Genomic DNA, 16299 nt, shown 5'->3' on the forward strand with positions numbered 1-16299 from the left:
CTAGCCTCAGGAACACCGGTCCCAGCATAAGAATAATTACGAGTTACCATGACCGCATACGCCTTCTCTACGCCCATCGCTTTGCCGTCCTGTGACAGGAGTGTGCCGCAGCGGCTGCCTCCAGGGCATATCCAGCGCGAACAGTTGCAACGCAGACTGCTCGAGCAGGATTGCCGTTTGCGCCTGTTGATTGCGCCGGCGGGCTTCGGCAAGTCGGTGTTACTCGCCGATTGCGCCCGTGCCTGTCCGCCTGACTACACCCCGCTCTGGCTCAACTGTGGTGGCCATACCTGGTCGGCGGCGGAGTTCTGTCGACACCTGGCCATCGCCCTTGGCTATCCGCAGGCATCTGCCGAGACGCAACTGCTTGCAGCCCTGGAGCGAGAGCAGCGTGCGTTGTGGATCATGCTCAACGACTACCCGCGCGAGCCCGATGCCGACCTCGATGCTTGTCTCGATAGGCTGATCAGCGTTGCTGCACCCGGCTTGTGCTGGTGGCTCGGCAGTCGGCGGCGGCCGGCCTGCAACTTGCCACGCTTGCTGCTGGAGGGTGAGTTGTTCGAATTGGGCGCTGCGGACCTGGCGTTCACCGCGGACGAGATTGGCACGTGGTTGCAGCAGGTGGATCCATCCCGGACGGCCTGGGCCGACAGCCTGGGTGCACTGACCCGTGGCTGGCCGGCGGCGCTGCGCCTGCAGCTGTTGGCCGCCCAGGGCGAACGCGAGGCCGGTGGCGCGCCGCTATGCGAGGAGCACAGCGCGCTGTTGCGCGACTATATCGAGCACGAAGTGTTGCATGGCCTGTCGGCCGACTTGCTACATGCGCTCGGTCAACTGGCGCAGATTCCGCGGTTCAACGCCGAACTCTGCGAGCACCTGCTGGGCGTGGGCGAGGGCGCCGACTGGCTGCAGGAATTGCGTGCGCGCGGCTTGTTCATCAATGAAGTGGATGGCGCAGCGGATTGGCTCGAGGTGTTCCCGCCGCTGGCCGTTCTGTTGCAGCGTGCTCAGCCGGCTGGACCCTGCTGCAGTCTGCACCTGCACGCCAGCCAGTGGTTCGCCGCCCAAGGCGATGTGCGCACGGCGCTGGAACACGCGCTCAAGGCCGGACAGCCGGAGGTCGCGGCCAGCTTTCTCGAGCGCTTTACCGAAGAGCAGCTGCTGCAGGGCCAGGATCTGGCGCTGATCCTGCGCTGGCGTGGCGAACTGCCTGAGAGCCTACTGGCCAGCACTCCGCGGCTGATTCTGTTGAATACCTGGGCATTGCTATTGGTTGGGCGCCTGGACGAGGCTGAAGCCTGCGCCGACCAGCTGGAACGCTTTCAACCACGCGGCGATGCCGAACGCATGCGCGAGCTGTTCGCCCAGTGGCAGGCCTTGCGCGGTATTGCCGCTTATGGCCGAGGCTGTGCGGCCGAGGCTCGCACTCATCTGCTCGAGGCCCTGGACGTGCTCCCCGAAGGTGCCTGGGCGCAGGCCTTGTTGTGCCGTTCGGTGTTGACCCAGATGGCCATCGGCGAGGGGCATCTGGAGGAAGCGCAGCATCTCGGTTACGAGGCGTTAAAGCAGGCTCGACGCCAGGGCAGTGCGGTGTTCGAAGCCTTACTGGAGCTCGATCACGCCTTGCTGTTGGAGTCGCGGGGCGAATTCGTACGTGCCCAGGCGCTGATGCTCAGGGTGCGCGACCAATTGGAGGCGCCGTTGCTGCGACAGACCCCGGTGTGGGGGCGTATTTCCCTACGCTTGGGCCGCCTGGCTCTGCGCCAAGGTCACTTGGAGGAGGCCGCCAAGCGACTGCAGGCCGGTCTCGATGAAGCCTTGCACTATGGCGATCCTGGCGCTTTCCACGGCTACCTTGGGCTGGCGGAGCTGGCGGCTCGCCAGCAGGATATTCCCGCGGCTTTTGCCCTGTTGGCCGAAGCCGAGCGCCTGATGCAGCGTCACCGGGTGGCGGACAGCCTCTACCGCGGTGTCCTGCTGCTGGCCAGCAGCCATTTATGGGTGTGGCAGGGGCATCATGAGCGCGCTCGCGAGGCGGTGAGCCGGGTCCTCAAGCATCGGCAGCGGCTTCAGGCGATGCTGCCTCCACCGTTGTTCCCTGAGCTGGTACCGCGTTTGCAACATCTGCTGTTACGCCTCGACCTGGAACAGGGCAACGACGTTCGCCAAGCACTACGGGAATTGCTCGATCAGGCTCTGGCCCAGGGTCGCCAGGCGCTCGCCAGCGAGCTGTGGCTGAGTTATGCCGCGGCCTGCACCGCGTATGCGGACAATGCTGCGGCGCTGTATGCGCGGCAGACGGGGCAGGCCCTGCGTCAACAGCTGAATTACCACTGTGGCTGGTTCGAGGCGCAGACAAGTCCTGATCTGCCGCTGGACGACAGCGTTGCAGAGGCGCCTGGCACGTTGTTGAGCTGCCGCGAACTGACGGTGCTGGGGCTGATTGCCCAGGGCTGCTCCAATCAGGAGGTCGCCGAGCAACTGTTCATCTCCCTGCACACAGTGAAAACCCACGCCCGGCGCATCAACGGTAAGCTCGGCGTGGCGCGCCGCACCCAGGCGGTGGCGCGGGCCAAGGCGCTGGGGTTGTTGTAAGGCCCGCTGGGCGCAAGCATGCGGCATCAATCATCATCAGTCCCATCGCCTGGGTTAGACGCCTACGCGGTGCTTGGCTCAAACAACCTCTCCGGAGCGACGTAACCTAGCAGCGGAGCGAGTACCGATGCTGACTGGCGGCGTTAAACGCTGTGCTTCCCCGATCAGAGCGCAGGCCGCTAACCCAGCGAGGATGTGCGCCTAGTGCAGTGCCGGTGTGGCGCCCAACTGGCGCAAGCGCTCGCCGAGCAGCATGCGCTGCGCCGGGTCATCGCACAGCAGCAGCGCGTGTTCCAGGTCGAAGCGTTCGGCATGCGGGCACTCCAGGCGCTGGTACAACTCGGCGCGGGCCAGGTGATCGGCGACCGTCGGGGCGCCCAGTTGCAGCACGCGCTCGGCATCTTTCAGGGCCGCCAGATAGTCCTCGGCCAACAGGTGCAGCTGGCGCAGGTTGCGCGACAGCCGTTGCAGCATGTCGGCGGCCGTGCAGCCGAGCAGGTGGCTGGCCGCTAGTTCGGTGTTGGCGCCGAGCTGCTGGCTGAGCAGTTCGCGGCAGTCGCGGGGGTACAGGCGGCGACCGCCGCAGGGGTCGAGCAGGTGGTCGGCGCCGGGCACGCGCAGCAGAAAATAACCGGGAAAATTCACCCCCTGCAGGGGAATCTCCAGGCGTCGTGCCAGCTCCAGGGCAATCAATGCCAGCGACAAGGGTTGCCCGCGGCGACGCTGCAGGACCTGGTGCAGCAAGGCCGCTTGAGGGCGCAGCGGGCTGCCGCTGTCTTCGTGAAAACCCAGTTCGCTGAGGCGCCGCAGCAGGGGTTGCGCCAGCTCCTTGGCGGGTAACAGGGGCAGGCCGGCGCCGACCTGGTGCTGCAAACCGGCGAAGTCGCCGAGTACCTGCGCCGGCTGTAGCGCCGGATCATGTTCGGCGGCTATCCACAGCGCCGCCTCGAACAGTGCAGGCGGCTCGCGGTCGAGGCAAGCAAGGCAAGTCTGGCGCGGGTTCATGGACACCTCCTGTGATAGCTCTGTTGTAACCGGCTGCCTGCGTCGCGTCTATGGCGCTTCAGCAGATAGTTTCTCAGTCGCCCTGCCGCTTATGCAGGTTGGCGTTGCTCGTCGGCAGGCTTATGCGTGGTCGAGCGGGCACCTTCAGGGACGCTGCCTATACTGGCTGTAATCATCACTAAGGGAGCCGTAGCATGTTCGCCATCATGGAAACCGCGCGGCTTGAGGCGCTGCACTTGGCGCAGGACCCGGCCACGGGCCTCAAGGCGATTATCGCGATCCACAACACCCGCCTCGGCCCGGCGCTGGGCGGTTGCCGCTACCTGGCGTATCCCGACGAGCAGAGTGCGATTCGCGATGCCGCGCGACTGGCCCAGGGCATGAGTTACAAGGCTGCACTGGCCGGTCTCGAGCAAGGCGGCGGCAAGGCGGTGATCATCCGCCCGGCGCACGTGGCGAATCGCGGCGCGCTGTTCGAGGCCTTTGGTCGCTTTATCGAAACCCTCAATGGCCGCTATATCACCGCGATGGACAGCGGCACCTCCAGCGCCGACATGGACTGCATCGCCCAGCACACCAACCATGTCACCAGTACCACCAGTGAGGGCGACCCGTCGCCGCACACCGCCATGGGCGTGTTCGCCGGGATTCGCGCGACCGCCCTGGCGCGCTTGGGCAGCGACGACCTGGAAGGTTTGCGCGTCGGCATTCAGGGCCTCGGGCATGTCGGTTTCGCCCTGGCCGAACAGTTGCACGCCGCGGGTGCCGAACTGCTGGTCAGCGATCTGGATGCCGGGCGGGTGCAGCTGGCGGTCGAGCAACTCGGCGCGCATCCGGTGGCGAGTGCGGCCTTGCTCGGCACGCCCTGCGACATCCTCGCGCCCTGTGGTCTGGGCGGCGTGTTGAATGCCGAAACCGTGAGTCAACTGCGTTGTTCGGCGGTGGCCGGGGCGGCCAACAATCAGCTGGCCAGCGGCGATATCGCCGACACGCTGCAAGCCCGCGGGATTCTCTATGCGCCGGATTACGTGATCAATTCCGGCGGCCTGATCTACGTCGCACTCAAGCACCGCGGCGAAAGCCTGACGGCGATCACCGCGCACCTGGCGAAGATCAGCCTGCGCCTGACCGAGGTGTACGCCCATGCCCAGGCTGACAAGCGCTCACCCGCGCGCGTCGCCGATGCCTTGGCCGAGCGTTTGCTGTACCCCAGCTGAGAGTGCCGAGCCGGCGTTGCAGCGCCGCGCGGAATGGCTACTAAACCGTTGCGAGAACGTGACAACCCCGCCGCCACAAGCCGCGGGTCGCGATCAGACATTCACAAGGTGTCGAGGAGCCCAACCATGCCCGACAGTCTGAAACTGCCCTATACCCGCTACCTCGATCCGGAGGGCCGCCTGCTCGGCACGCTGCCCGCCTGGGCCGACGATTTCCAGCTGCTCGGTCGTCTGTACCGGCAGATGGTGCTGACCCGATTGTTCGATCAGAAAGCGGTGGCCATGCAGCGCACCGGGCGCATCGGCACCTACGCGCCGACCCTCGGCCAGGAGGCCATGGGCGTAGCCATCGGCAGCCTGATGCGCCCCGAGGATGTGCTGGTGCCGTACTACCGTGACACCGCCGTGCAGCTGATGCGCGGGGTGAAGATGGAGGAAATTCTTCTCTACTGGGGCGGCGACGAACGCGGCAGTGCCTATGTCGACCCGGCGGTGGCGCAGGATTTTCCGCTCAGTGTGCCGATTGCCACCCAGGCCCTGCATGCCTGCGGCGTGGCCACGGCGATGAAGATTCGCGGCGAGCACCGGGTCACCGTCACCACCTGCGGCGATGGCGCGACCAGCAAGGGCGATTTTCTCGAGGCGCTGAACGTCGCCGGCGCCTGGCAGCTGCCGGTGGTCTTCGTGGTCAACAACAACCAATGGGCGATCTCGGTGCCGCGGCGCATCCAGTGCGGCGCGCCGACCCTGGCGCAGAAGGCCATAGGTGCGGGTTTCCACGGCGAGCAGGTCGATGGCAACGATGTGCTGGCGGTCTACGAACGGATGCAGCGGGCCCTGGAGCGCGCGCGCCAGGGCAAGGGGCCGGTGCTGCTGGAGTGCCTGAGCTACCGCCTCGGCGATCACACCACCGCCGACGACGCCACCCGCTACCGCAGCGCGGAGGAGGTCAAGCAGGCCTGGCAGGAGGAACCGATCAAGCGCCTGCAAGCCTATCTCGCCGCCCAGGGTGTATGGGACGAGCGCCGCGAACAGGCGCTGATCGCCGAGTGCCAGGCGCTGGTGCAGCAAGCGGTCGACGCCTTCGAGGCGGCCGGCAACCAGGCGCCGGAGACTGTCTTCGACTATGTCTATGCGCAGTGGCCGGCGGTGCTGGCCGAGCAGCGCGAGTTATTTCTGGAACGCGCCGCCCGCAGCCAGGGAGGGAATGAAGATGGCCAGTGAAAGAATCAGCCTGCTGGAAGCGGTCAACCTGGCCCTGCACCGGGCCATGCGCGAGGACGACAATGTGGTGGTGCTGGGGGAGGACATCGGCGTCAACGGTGGGGTGTTCCGCGCCACCGCCGGCCTGCGCGAGGCCTTCGGCTTCAAGCGGGTGATCGATACGCCGCTGGCCGAGACCATGATCGCCGGCCTGGCGGTGGGCATGGCGGCGCAAGGGCTGAAACCGGTGATGGAAATCCAGTTCATGGGTTTCATCTACCCGGCCCTGGACCAGTTGGTGTCGCATGCCAGCCGCCTGCGCAACCGCACCCGTGGGCGCCTGAGTTGCCCGCTGGTGCTGCGTACACCGATGGGCGCCGGAATTCGTGCGCCGGAGCACCACAGCGAGAGCACCGAGGCGCTGTTCGCCCATATTCCCGGCCTGCGCGTGGTCATCCCGTCTTCGCCGGCGCGCGCCTACGGCCTGTTGCTGGCGGCGATCGACGACCCCGATCCGGTGATCTTCCTCGAACCGACCCGGCTCTACCGGATGAACCCCCAGGCGCTGGCCGACGACGGCCAGCGCCTGCCGCTGGACAGCTGTTTCACCCTGCGCGAGGGCAGCGACCTGACCCTGATCAGCTGGGGCGCCAGTGTGCATGAAACCCTGCAGGCGGCCGCGCGGCTGAGCGAGCAGGGCGTGTCCGCCGAGGTGATCGATGTCGCCTGTGTCAAGCCGCTGGACCTCGATACCCTGGAAGCCTCGGTGCGCAAGACCGGGCGTTGCGTGATCGTGCACGAGGCGCCGAAGAGCTGCGGGGTCGGCGCGGAGATCGCCGCCAGCCTCTACGAGCGTGCGCTGCTGGATCTGCAGGCGCCGATCCAGCGGGTCACCGCGCCGGATATTCCGCCGCCGCTGTACCGCCTGGAACAGCTGTATATCCCCAGCGTCGAGGACATCCTCGCGGCCAGCGAGACGGTACTGAATTACGCATGAGCGGTGTAGATGCGAGTCGGCTTCTTGTGGGAGCGGACTTGTCCGCGATCAGGTCATCACCTCTGCAGCCATTCGCGGCCAAGGCCGCTCCCACCGAGAGCGGTGAAATCGGGAGACCATCATGAAATATTTCAAGTTGCCCGACCTGGGCGAAGGCTTGCAGGAAGCCGAGATCGTCGAGTGGCACGTCAAGGCCGGCGACGAGGTCAAGGCCGATCAGTTGCTGGTCTCGGTGGAAACCGCCAAGGCCATCGTCGATATTCCGGCGCCCTATGACGGCGTGGTGCTGAAGACCTTCGGCGCCGAGGGCGACATCCTGCATGTCGGCGAACCGCTGTTGGCCTACGAGGGCGAGGCCGATGCCGGCACCGTGGTCGGGCGTCTGGAGGGCGGTGGCGAAGCCCAGGACGACAGTTTCTGCGTCGGCGCCGCACCCTCGACCCGCGAACACTTGGCGCCGCGCGCGACCCCGGCGGTGCGTCAGCTGGCGCGCCAGTTGGGCGTCGACCTGAGTGGCCTGAGTGGCAGCGGCACGGATGGCCTGATCACCCGGGCCGATGTCGAGGCCGCTACCCAGAGTGCGCGCGACAAGTTCGGCGGCGAGAAGCTGCGCGGTGTGCGGCGCAGCATGGCGATCAACATGGCGCGCTCGCATGCCGAGGTGGTGCCGGTGATGATCGTCGGCGATGCCGACCTGCACCGCTGGGTCCAGGCGCGTGACCCGCTGATACGCATCGCCCAGGCCATCGCCGCGGCCTGTGCGGTCGAGCCGATACTCAACAGCTGGTTCGACGGCAAATCGCTGTCGATCAAACAGCATGAGCAACTCGACCTGGGCATCGCCGTGGACAGCGCCGAGGGCCTGTTCGTCCCGGTGCTGCGTAATGTCGGTGCGCGCAGCGCCGAGGATTTGAAGGAGGGCGCCGCGCGCCTGCGCGCCGACGTCAAGGCGCGCTCGATCCCACCGCAGGAAATGATGGGCGCGACCATTACCCTGTCCAACTTCGGCACCCTGTTCGGCCGCTACGCCAACCCCATCATAGTGCCGCCGCAGGTGGCCATCCTCGGTGCCGGCGGCATTCGCGACGAGCCGGTGGCGGTGGCGGGCCAGGTCGTGGTGCACCCGATCCTGCCGTTGTCGCTGACCTTCGATCATCGCGCGGTGACCGGCGGCGAGGCGGCGCGTTTTCTCAAGGCGCTGGTGCAGGCGTTGGAGCAACCGGACGGCTGATTGCTGGCCGCCGCATGCTCCGCAACGCAAGTCGGGGTCGCCAGCGTGCACTGCGCTGGCGACCCCGATTACTTGCTAGGTGAGGGTCGTCAATAACCCAATAGAGCGGGCAGGGTCAGGCTGATCGCCGGCACGTAGGCGATGATCAGGGTGGCGATGGTCAGGATCGCCACGAAGGGCAGCGCCTTGTGCGAGATGTCCTCGATCGCCGTACCGGAGATGCCGGAGGCGATGAACAGGTTCTCGCCCATCGGCGGGGTCATGAAGCCGATGCTCAGGCAGCAGATCAGCACGATGCCAAAGTGCACCGGGTCGATGCCCAGGCTGTAGGCGATCGGCAGAATCACCGGGGTGAGGATCATGATCGCCGCCAGGGTTTCCATGAACATGCCAACGAACAGCAGGAAACCGATGATCAATATCCAGATCAGGTAGAGGTTGTCGGTCAGGCTGAGCATCGAATCGGCGACTATGGCCGGAATCTGGTTCTCCACCAGCAGGCGGCCGAACACCGTGGCGGTGAACAGGATCACCAGCACCCGCCCGGTGATCCAGGTGGTGGTCTCCAGCGACTTGAACAGCTCCTTGATGTGCAGTTCCTTATGGATGAACAGACCGACGAACAGGGTGTAGAAGATCGCCACGATGGCCGATTCGGTCGGGGTGAACAGCCCGGTGTAGATGCCGCCGAGAATCACGAAGGGCGCGAGAATCGACCAGAAGCCATCACGCAAGGCCTTGCGGATCTTCGTCGTGGACCAGCCTTCGCCACTGCCGGTGTAGCCGAGCTTTTTGCAGCGGAAGTAGTTCATCAGCAGTAGCCCGCCGGCCAGCATCAACCCGGGCACGACCCCGGCGATGAACAGCTTGGGAATCGACACCGAGCCGAATTCGCCGTACTTCGCTATCGCATCGGAAGACGGCAGCATGCCCATGGCCGAGATGCCGAAGATCACCATCGGGATCGATGGCGGGATGATGATGCCCAGGCCACCGGAGGAGGCGGTGATCGCCGAGGCATAACCCTTACCGTAGCCGCGCTTGACCATGGCCGGGATCATCAGCATGCCGACCGCGGCGGTGGTGGCCGGGCCGGAACCGGAGATGGCGCCGAAGAACAGACAGGCCATCACGGCGGCGGCGGACATGCCGCCGGTGATCGGCCCGGCAAAACTTTCCGCCAGGGTCACCAGGCGTTTCGAGATGCCCGCCGCCTCCATCAGCGCACCGGCGAGAATAAAGGCCGGCAGCGCCATCAGCGGGAAGGAGCCCACCGAGGTGAAGGCGATCTGCACGAACTTGATCGGGTTCTCGCCCAGGTAGACGAACGAGGCCAGGGCCGAGACCGCCAGGGAGATGCTGATCGGCGTGCCGATCAGCAGCAGCAGGAGGAAGGAGCCGAAGAGGATATAGACAATATTGGTATCAACCATGGACCCGCTCCCGGAGTTGGCTGTCGTCGTGCTGTGCGGACTCGTGAATGATCTTGTCGAGTTCCGCGGTTTCCGGGTCGCGGATGTCGATGCCCTTGACCAGCTTGTAATAATTGACCTGGAGCACGCGCAGGGTCATCAGGCTGAAGGCGATGGGCAGGATCAGGTACAGGTACTTCATCGGGATGCCCAGGGTCTGGGATTTCCAGAACACATTGGCCTTCATGAAGAAGATCACGCTGAGGTAGACGAAGTAGCTGTTGAAGCCGACCCAGATCAGGTCGGAGAGCGCTTCCAGGCCCACCGCCACTTTGCGTGGCATGAACTTGAACTGGAAGGTGACGCGGTTGTGGGCTGCCAGCTTGGCGGCGTAGCTGGCGCCGAAGAAGGCGAACCAGACGAACATGTAAGTGACCAGTTCTTCGGTCCAGGAGATCGAATGGTTGAACAGGTTACGGCTGAGGATCTGGGCAAACAGGATGACCACAAACAGTGCCAGCAGCGTGCGGCAGATGTAGTTTTCCAGGTTGTCGATGATCTTGAACAGGGTACTGGCCGGTTTCATGGTGCGCCTCCCGAAGCGTTGCACCCGGGCCAGGGCGCAGCGCTTCACCGCGTGGAACGAATAGCCAGGCTGGGCCGGTTGGCGGGCTGGCGGTTCTGAGTCGAGGGCGTCGGGCGGCTCAGCCGACCGACGCTTGCACTGTAGGGCACTAAGCCCTCGCGCAGAGGCTTAGATCGCGTCGCGACCCAGCGCCTTGAGAGCATTGTTCAGCTTATCCTTGCCCCCCAGCTGCTCATAGTATTTCGGCCACACCTGGGACACGGCGCGATCGATCCACTCTTTCTCGCCATCGGCCGGGTCGGCGATGACCATGCCCTTGGCGGTCAGCTCCTGCTTGATCTTGCCCTCTTGCTCCACCAGCCACTGGGCGCTGTGCTGGGTAGCGGCTTTGCCGGCTTCGAGGATGGCTTGCTGTATTTCAGGCGACTGCTCCTGGAACATCGACTCGCTGACGATCAACGGCTCGATGGAAAACAGGTAGCGCAGGTTGGTGACGTACTTCTGCACCTCGTCGAACTTCATCGCCGACACGGTGATGTAGGGGTTGTCCTGGCCATCGACCACTTTCAGTTGCAGGCCGGTGAAGGTTTCCGACCAGGCCATTGGCGTCGGGTTGATACCCCAGGCGCGGTAGGTGTCGATCATGATCTCGTTCTTCGGTACACGGATCTGCAGGCCCTTGAGGTCTTCGACCGTGGTCACCGGGCGCTTGGAGTTGGTCAACACGCGAAAGCCCGAGTAGGCCCAGCCAATGATGCGCACACCGGCGTCGCGCACGGTGTTGTCGATCATGGTCTGGCCAACCTCGCTCTGGGTCAGGGCCACCGCATCATCCAGGCTCTGGATCATGTAGGGCAGGGTGAGCACGCCGACCGAGGGGGAGAAGGGGGTGACGTTGTTGATCGCCAGGATGGAGAAGTCCAGGGTGCCCATGGCGGCGTTGCTGACGGTGTCCTCTTCGCTACCCAGTTGGCCGTTGAGGAACAGCTTGGCATCGTGTTTACCGCCGGTTCTGGCTTTGAACTCCTCGGCGAACTTGAGGCCGAGTTCATGCTGAGTGCCACCGGCGCCATCGCCCACGGCGACGCGGAAGGTCTTGGCCTGAAGACCGCTGCTGATGGCGGCGGCAACCAGGCACAGGGCCAGGGCCAGGGGGCGGGTAAAGTTCTTGCTGGGTGTCATAACTGCGTACTCCGTTGTAGTTGTTGTTGGCTACGAAAGTGCAGGGTGGATCTGTTGCGACGAGCCGCCGGGTCTGCAGGAACTCGGCGGGACGCTTGGGGTGAGTGTCTCAGGGCGACGACAGTGAGGCTGTACTCTGCGCGACGTCAGCCTCACTGAAAACATCCCCGTCGTTTCCCTTCGACCGGGTTCAATAGTCCTCCCAGGGTACGGCGCTGTTTAGGACCACATTCGCGGCGTTTCTGGGGCCAGCGTGGCGGAGGTCAAAAAATATACGTGAAGCGCTCTGGCACGGCCATTAGCGCTAGGCCTCGGTGGGCCAGTGCGCAGGCTGGAAACATGCTTTGCAGGATGGCGGGAGTATTGCCTGGTGGCGCTGACCCAGCGCTGCCGGGCCAATTCCGTAGGCTGGTTTAGACGCCTGTGTGGTTGACCGATGAAACAGCGAGTCTGGCGCGGCGTAACCCAGCATTGGCTGCGCGAGTGCCTACTAACGACTGACTCGTTTCACCCTGATCTGTGCAGAGTCTTCATTTCGAGACGGCACGCCAGCGCAGTGCGTTGCCCATGCCCGCTCAGCGGCGCCGCGCCAACAGCTGCAGCACTTCGTCGAACACCGCATTGTCCAGGCTGCGCGACAGATCCAGCTCCAGGCTGTGGCGGTAATAGGGGCTCAGGTCCAGGCCGACGCCGAGGGCGTAGAGTTCGATGTGGCCTTCCTGCTCGATCTGCCGCGCCACCTGCTTGAGGTGCAGGTCGAGGATGTCCTGCTGGTTGGCCTGGTGGGTGGCGCTGTCCATCGGGCAGCCATCGGAGACGATGATCAGGATGCGCCGCCGCGCGTCGCGTTGCAGCAGGCGCTGACGCGCCCAGAGCAGCGCCTCGCCGTCGATGCCCTCACGGAACAGGTCGGATTTGAGCAGCGCGGCGATGTTCGGCCGGGCGCGGCGCCAGGAGGTTTCCGCGTCCTTGTAAACCACATGGCTGAGCTCGTTGAGCCGCCCCGGATTGGCGGGTTGACCCATGCGGCGCCAGCGCTTCAGGGGGCGGCCGCCGTTCCACTGGCCGGTGGTGAAACCGAGGATTTCACTGCGTGCACCGGCCAGTTCCAGGGCACGGCTGAAGGCGTCGGCCAGCAGGGCGATGTGCTCGATGTGGTTGCGCATCGAGCCGGAGTTGTCGATCAGCAGGCTGACCACGCAATCGCTGTGCGGACGCTCGTGCTCGTGGCGGAAGATCTCGCGTTGCTCGGGGCTGATGATCAGACGGCTGAGACGGCCTGCATCGATCTGTCCGTCGGTCTGGGCGAAGGCCCAGCCATCGCGACGCGGCGCGGCCAGCAGGGCGCCCAGGCGTTTGCCCAGGCGCGGTAGATTGAGGCCCTGGGTGGTCAGGCGGCGGTCCAGGCGCTGGCGCAGCTCTTTCAACAGTTCGGTGCGCACCAGGCTGGCGGCGCTGCGCTCGCTGTCATAGTCGCGGCTGAATACCCGGTAGGTGAATGCATCTTCGCCGCCGCGCGAGTTGCCTTGAGTAGCGCCACTGATGCTGCCGTCGCCGTCGCCATCCTGCTCGACGTCCAGCAGCAGGGCGAAGGCCAGGTGGGTCTTTTCGGCGACTTCCGAGACCTTGCGTTCGTCGTTGCCGAGCAGTTCGGCATCCAGTTGCTCGATCAGTTCCTGCGCCTTGGCGGCGATCAGCAGGGCATGCTCGGTAAACGCCGCCTGGTTGTGGCGACAGCGGCGCAGCAGACCGAAGGCCGCGCCGAAATGGCCGAGCAGGCTCAGGCGTGGCGCCTCGATGAGCATCTCGGTCTGTTCGCCGGCGCGCCCGCCACACAGCAGAATCCAGCTCATCTGCGCCAGGGTGAAGAGCAGCAGGCCGACGTGTCCCTCGGTCTGCCCGGAGTCGAGAAACTGCTGGCTCCACTGCTCAAAGCGCTGCAACAGATTGCGCCGCACGCCGGGGTGACTGTCGGCCACCAGCGACTCGACGCGCAGTTGTTCGAGCAGTTCGAACACCAGGCGCGCGATGGGCTGCGCCGGCAGGACCTGGCGGACCAGCGCCTGATCGCTGTGCTTGAGGCGCAGCGCCAGGCTGTCGGCCACCCCGCGCCAGGCTGTGAATTCATCGCGCTCGGGGTCCGGATGCAGGTGCGGTGCGCGCACCGGGAAGTGCCGCTCCTGCACTTCCAGGCGGCCGCCGCGGTAACGCAAGCGCCGCTCACCGGATAGCGCCCGCAGCGACGCCGCGCAGAGTTCTTCGAGCTGTTGCTGGCGCTTCTCGCGGCGTGGTGGCTGGTTCATGGTGGTTGTCCTGTGCGGGGTCAGGCCAGGGCCAACAGGGGCAGCGCCGACTCGCCCAGTTCCTGGTCGAAGCAGCGCTGGTAGTACTCGGCGACTATCGGTCGCTCTGCCTCGTCGCACTTGTTGAGGAACGACAGGCGGAAGGCCAGCGCCGGGTCGCTGAAAATCTCCATGTTTTCCGCCCAGGAAATCACGCAGCGCGGCGACATCAGGGTCGACAGGTCGCCGGCGGCGAAGCCCTGGCGGGTCAGGTCGGCCACCGCCACCATCGACGCCAGCAAGCCCTCGCCATGTCGGGCGAGTAGGTGCGGCACCCGCGCGGCGACTATCGCGACTTCCTCGGCCTGGGGCAGGTAGTTCAGGGTGGCGACTATGTTCCAGCGGTCCAGTTGCGCCTGGTTGAGCACCTGGGTGCCGTTGTACAGGCCGTTGAGGTTGCCCAGGCCGACGGTGTTGGCGGTGGCAAACAGGCGGAACGAGGGGTGCGGATGGATCAGCTGGTTCTGGTCGAGCAGATTGAGCTTGCCGCCCTGCTCGAGGATGCGCTGGATCACGAACATCACATCCGGGCGGCCGGCGTCGTATTCGTCGAAGATCAGTGCCATGGGCCGGCGCAGCGCCCAGGGCAGGACGCCTTCCTGGAATTCGGTGACCTGCTTGCCGTCACGCAGGACGATGCCGTCCTTGCCGATCAGGTCCAGGCGGCTGATGTGGCCGTCCAGGTTGACCCGCGTGCAGGGCCAGTTCAGCCGCGCGGCAATTTGCTCGATATGGGTCGACTTGCCGCTGCCGTGCAGGCCTTGCAGCATCACCCGGCGATTGCGGGTGAAGCCGGCGAGGATCGCCAGGGTCACTTCCGGGTTGAAGCGATAGGCCGGGTCGATCGCCGGCACCTGCTCGCTCGGCGTGAGGAATACCGGCACGCGCATGCTGGAATCGATACCGAACAACTCCCGGGCAGGGACCAGACGGCTGGCGGGTTCGATATTCAGGTCGGTCATGGATGTCGCCTCTGGGCCGGGGGATGGCCAGTGATTCTAGGGGCGTGGTCGAGACAGGAGAGGGACCAGTTACCGGCACCTGATGCGGCCAGTGACGGCTGGTGCCACGTTCGGGCGAAAACTGGCTCTATGGTCTGCTGCGGTGGCGGCTAAGGATGGTGCCAGACAGAAACAGGCCGTTGAAAAATGTAGCGAGCGATGGCTAGGCAAGGCGGAATCGGCCGAAAAGCGCAGTTTACGTGCTGTAAATGAGCATTTGAGGATGATTCCAACGCTGAATAGTCGAGCGCAGTAATTTTTCAACAGCCTGTTTAGCACTCGGCCGTTGCCGCCGAACTACCTTGAGAGGTCAATCAGATGTCCGCCGATACGCTGACGATCAAGCTGGACCCGCAGCTCCTCGCGCTGTTTCGCCGTTACCAGGCGCACACGAGCATCGCGCCAGAGTTCTATATCGACGAACTGCTGGCCAAGACCCGGCCGACCCTGCAGGCCGTGGTCGAGGCGCTGGACGAAGCCGCTGGCGACCCCGAGGCGCTGGCTCAGCTGTTCGGCCGCAAGATGGCCAGCCTGATGCAGCCCCAGGCCGAACAGTCCGAGCAGGTTAGTGCCTGAGGAAGGCTCAGTTCAGTTGTTCGATTTTCTCGCGGATTTCCGCCAGCTTGGCCTCGACCACGTTCTCCAGGTGCTGCAAATCCTGTAGCAGCTCTTGCTTGGGCGAGAGTGGCTGTTCGCTGGTGCCGGTCAGCTGCTTGAGCTCGTCGAGGGCCTGCTGCAGCACCGGGCTGCAATCGGTCAGTTGCTGCCAGGCCTGGCTGTGACGGCTCTGGCCCGGGATGGAGTTGCGCGGCCGGGCGAAGGTGAATTTCTGGCTGTGCGGGCGCAACGAGGTGATGGGGCGCAGGTAATAGACCTTGAGCACGTCGCGGTCGTGCTCGCGGCGCAGGCTGAAGCGCGAGATGAGTTCGAAGGAGCTGATGCCCATTTCTTTCAGGGTCGTGAAGTCGGTCATATCGGTATCTCGTCTGTGATTGAGTCTGTCGGGGTTAGTCGGCTCCTGTGGCGCATGTGCAACAGACAGCGGCAGGCCGGCTGTAGCAGCAGGTCGCGGGGCTGTCTGGCGGGATTGTTATTGTTGTTCAGGCCTCGGTCGTGGTGCCTTGTCGCGAGGCGGCAGGCTGGGCCGAGGTGAGGAGGCCACTCTCGTCAAGCGAGAGGTGCGCGCAGTTTAACCAGGGTTGGTCGGCCGCCAAGGACCAACCCTGGCCGGCCAGTGGGGCCAGGCGCCGGGCACAGTCGGCGCTGGATCTGTGGTCCTGGCACCACTGGCTCTGGGGGGGCGGCAGCGCTTGCGGTTAAGGTTTTCCTTTCATTTATGCAGCGTCCTTCAGCATTCCATTCAGGAGTCCACCATGAGTCAGAATTCCGTGTCGGCTAATAATAAGAAGCCCAGTCCGAACTTGAGTGAGTCCGCCCAGGTCGACCAGCAATCCGTGCAGCCCTTTACTCGTTCGCAGAAGGTCTATGTGCAGGGTTCGCGCCCGGACATTCGCGTGCCGATGCGCGA

General features: G+C 64.9%; 14 protein-coding genes. 7 read left to right on the plus strand and 7 right to left on the minus strand.

Annotation, left to right across the window (positions count from 1 at the left end):
• The first annotated feature begins 48 nt into the window (after window positions 1-48).
• Complete coding sequence (locus FBY03_RS19450) at window positions 49-2595, plus strand: LuxR C-terminal-related transcriptional regulator (RefSeq protein ID WP_147174004.1); 2547 nt, start codon at window positions 49-51, stop codon at window positions 2593-2595.
• Window positions 2596-2796: 201 nt separating this feature from the next.
• On the opposite strand, the gene FBY03_RS19455 is transcribed toward FBY03_RS19450, so the two are convergent.
• Entirely contained in the window at window positions 2797-3600 is an 804-nt protein-coding gene (locus FBY03_RS19455; protein WP_147174005.1) for a SirB1 family protein, read from the minus strand.
• 194 nt (window positions 3601-3794) lie between these two features.
• Here FBY03_RS19455 and FBY03_RS19460 point away from each other — a divergent pair, with 194 nt between their 5' ends.
• The 4 genes from FBY03_RS19460 to FBY03_RS19475 all read left to right on the plus strand — a co-directional run bounded on the left by FBY03_RS19460 (window position 3795) and on the right by FBY03_RS19475 (window position 8248).
• Window positions 3795-4817 (plus strand): Glu/Leu/Phe/Val dehydrogenase dimerization domain-containing protein, encoded by a 1023-nt coding sequence (locus tag FBY03_RS19460; protein ID WP_147174006.1) that lies wholly within the window; start codon window positions 3795-3797, stop codon window positions 4815-4817.
• A gap of 126 nt (window positions 4818-4943) precedes the next feature.
• Window positions 4944-6041, plus strand: a complete 1098-nt coding sequence (gene pdhA / locus FBY03_RS19465) for a pyruvate dehydrogenase (acetyl-transferring) E1 component subunit alpha (protein WP_147174007.1) — start codon at window positions 4944-4946, stop codon at window positions 6039-6041.
• Window positions 6025-7017 (plus strand): alpha-ketoacid dehydrogenase subunit beta, encoded by a 993-nt coding sequence (locus FBY03_RS19470; RefSeq protein ID WP_371920795.1) that lies wholly within the window; start codon window positions 6025-6027, stop codon window positions 7015-7017. Before pdhA ends, FBY03_RS19470 begins: the two co-directional genes overlap by 17 nt.
• A 121-nt stretch (window positions 7018-7138) precedes the next feature.
• Window positions 7139-8248, plus strand: a complete 1110-nt coding sequence (locus tag FBY03_RS19475; RefSeq protein WP_147174009.1) for a dihydrolipoamide acetyltransferase family protein — start codon at window positions 7139-7141, stop codon at window positions 8246-8248.
• Window positions 8249-8337: 89 nt separating this feature from the next.
• Here the strand turns inward: FBY03_RS19475 and FBY03_RS19480 are convergent, their stop codons facing one another.
• The 5 genes from FBY03_RS19480 to FBY03_RS19500 all read right to left on the minus strand — a co-directional run bounded on the left by FBY03_RS19480 (window position 8338) and on the right by FBY03_RS19500 (window position 14732).
• The gene (locus FBY03_RS19480; protein WP_147174010.1) at window positions 8338-9681 is read right to left on the minus strand and encodes a TRAP transporter large permease; all 1344 of its coding nucleotides are present in this window, start codon (window positions 9679-9681) and stop codon (window positions 8338-8340) included.
• Entirely contained in the window at window positions 9674-10246 is a 573-nt protein-coding gene (locus tag FBY03_RS19485; protein WP_147174011.1) for a TRAP transporter small permease, read from the minus strand. The genes FBY03_RS19480 and FBY03_RS19485 overlap by 8 nt, the downstream gene beginning before the upstream one ends.
• A gap of 168 nt (window positions 10247-10414) precedes the next feature.
• Window positions 10415-11428: a TRAP transporter substrate-binding protein gene (locus FBY03_RS19490; protein ID WP_147174012.1), complete on the minus strand. Its 1014-nt coding sequence runs from the start codon at window positions 11426-11428 to the stop codon at window positions 10415-10417.
• A gap of 575 nt (window positions 11429-12003) precedes the next feature.
• The gene (locus tag FBY03_RS19495; RefSeq protein ID WP_147174013.1) at window positions 12004-13731 is read right to left on the minus strand and encodes a cobalamin biosynthesis protein CobT; all 1728 of its coding nucleotides are present in this window, start codon (window positions 13729-13731) and stop codon (window positions 12004-12006) included.
• Window positions 13732-13751: 20 nt separating this feature from the next.
• Complete coding sequence (locus FBY03_RS19500) at window positions 13752-14732, minus strand: MoxR family ATPase (protein ID WP_147174014.1); 981 nt, start codon at window positions 14730-14732, stop codon at window positions 13752-13754.
• 357 nt (window positions 14733-15089) lie between these two features.
• On the opposite strand from FBY03_RS19500, the gene FBY03_RS19505 reads away from it, so the two are divergent.
• Window positions 15090-15347 carry a hypothetical protein gene (locus FBY03_RS19505; protein WP_147174015.1) on the plus strand — a complete coding sequence of 86 codons (258 nt, stop codon included), beginning with the start codon at window positions 15090-15092 and terminating at the stop codon, window positions 15345-15347.
• A 7-nt stretch (window positions 15348-15354) separates the two neighbouring features.
• On the opposite strand, the gene FBY03_RS19510 is transcribed toward FBY03_RS19505, so the two are convergent.
• Window positions 15355-15744 (minus strand): DUF3461 family protein, encoded by a 390-nt coding sequence (locus FBY03_RS19510; RefSeq protein ID WP_147174016.1) that lies wholly within the window; start codon window positions 15742-15744, stop codon window positions 15355-15357.
• Window positions 15745-16144: 400 nt separating this feature from the next.
• Here FBY03_RS19510 and FBY03_RS23585 point away from each other — a divergent pair.
• The coding region (locus tag FBY03_RS23585) for a hypothetical protein (RefSeq protein WP_178090718.1) at window positions 16145-16299 on the plus strand (155 nt) is incomplete at its 3' end.

It is taken from the genome of Pseudomonas sp. SJZ079, assembly GCF_007993865.1.
GTDB lineage: Bacteria > Pseudomonadota > Gammaproteobacteria > Pseudomonadales > Pseudomonadaceae > Aquipseudomonas.

What these genes read in the sequence shown, in the direction of transcription:
- FBY03_RS19450 (WP_147174004.1), top strand. Translation starts at nt 49, where the DNA reads ATGACCGCATACGCCTTCTCTACGCCCATCGCTTTGCCGTCCTGTGAC.
- FBY03_RS19455 (WP_147174005.1), bottom strand. Translation starts at nt 3,600, where the DNA reads ATGAACCCGCGCCAGACTTGCCTTGCTTGCCTCGACCGCGAGCCGCCT.
- FBY03_RS19460 (WP_147174006.1), top strand. Translation starts at nt 3,795, where the DNA reads ATGTTCGCCATCATGGAAACCGCGCGGCTTGAGGCGCTGCACTTGGCG.
- pdhA (WP_147174007.1), top strand. Translation starts at nt 4,944, where the DNA reads ATGCCCGACAGTCTGAAACTGCCCTATACCCGCTACCTCGATCCGGAG.
- FBY03_RS19470 (WP_371920795.1), top strand. Translation starts at nt 6,025, where the DNA reads ATGAAGATGGCCAGTGAAAGAATCAGCCTGCTGGAAGCGGTCAACCTG.
- FBY03_RS19475 (WP_147174009.1), top strand. Translation starts at nt 7,139, where the DNA reads ATGAAATATTTCAAGTTGCCCGACCTGGGCGAAGGCTTGCAGGAAGCC.
- FBY03_RS19480 (WP_147174010.1), bottom strand. Translation starts at nt 9,681, where the DNA reads ATGGTTGATACCAATATTGTCTATATCCTCTTCGGCTCCTTCCTCCTG.
- FBY03_RS19485 (WP_147174011.1), bottom strand. Translation starts at nt 10,246, where the DNA reads ATGAAACCGGCCAGTACCCTGTTCAAGATCATCGACAACCTGGAAAAC.
- FBY03_RS19490 (WP_147174012.1), bottom strand. Translation starts at nt 11,428, where the DNA reads ATGACACCCAGCAAGAACTTTACCCGCCCCCTGGCCCTGGCCCTGTGC.
- FBY03_RS19495 (WP_147174013.1), bottom strand. Translation starts at nt 13,731, where the DNA reads ATGAACCAGCCACCACGCCGCGAGAAGCGCCAGCAACAGCTCGAAGAA.
- FBY03_RS19500 (WP_147174014.1), bottom strand. Translation starts at nt 14,732, where the DNA reads ATGACCGACCTGAATATCGAACCCGCCAGCCGTCTGGTCCCTGCCCGG.
- FBY03_RS19505 (WP_147174015.1), top strand. Translation starts at nt 15,090, where the DNA reads ATGTCCGCCGATACGCTGACGATCAAGCTGGACCCGCAGCTCCTCGCG.
- FBY03_RS19510 (WP_147174016.1), bottom strand. Translation starts at nt 15,744, where the DNA reads ATGACCGACTTCACGACCCTGAAAGAAATGGGCATCAGCTCCTTCGAA.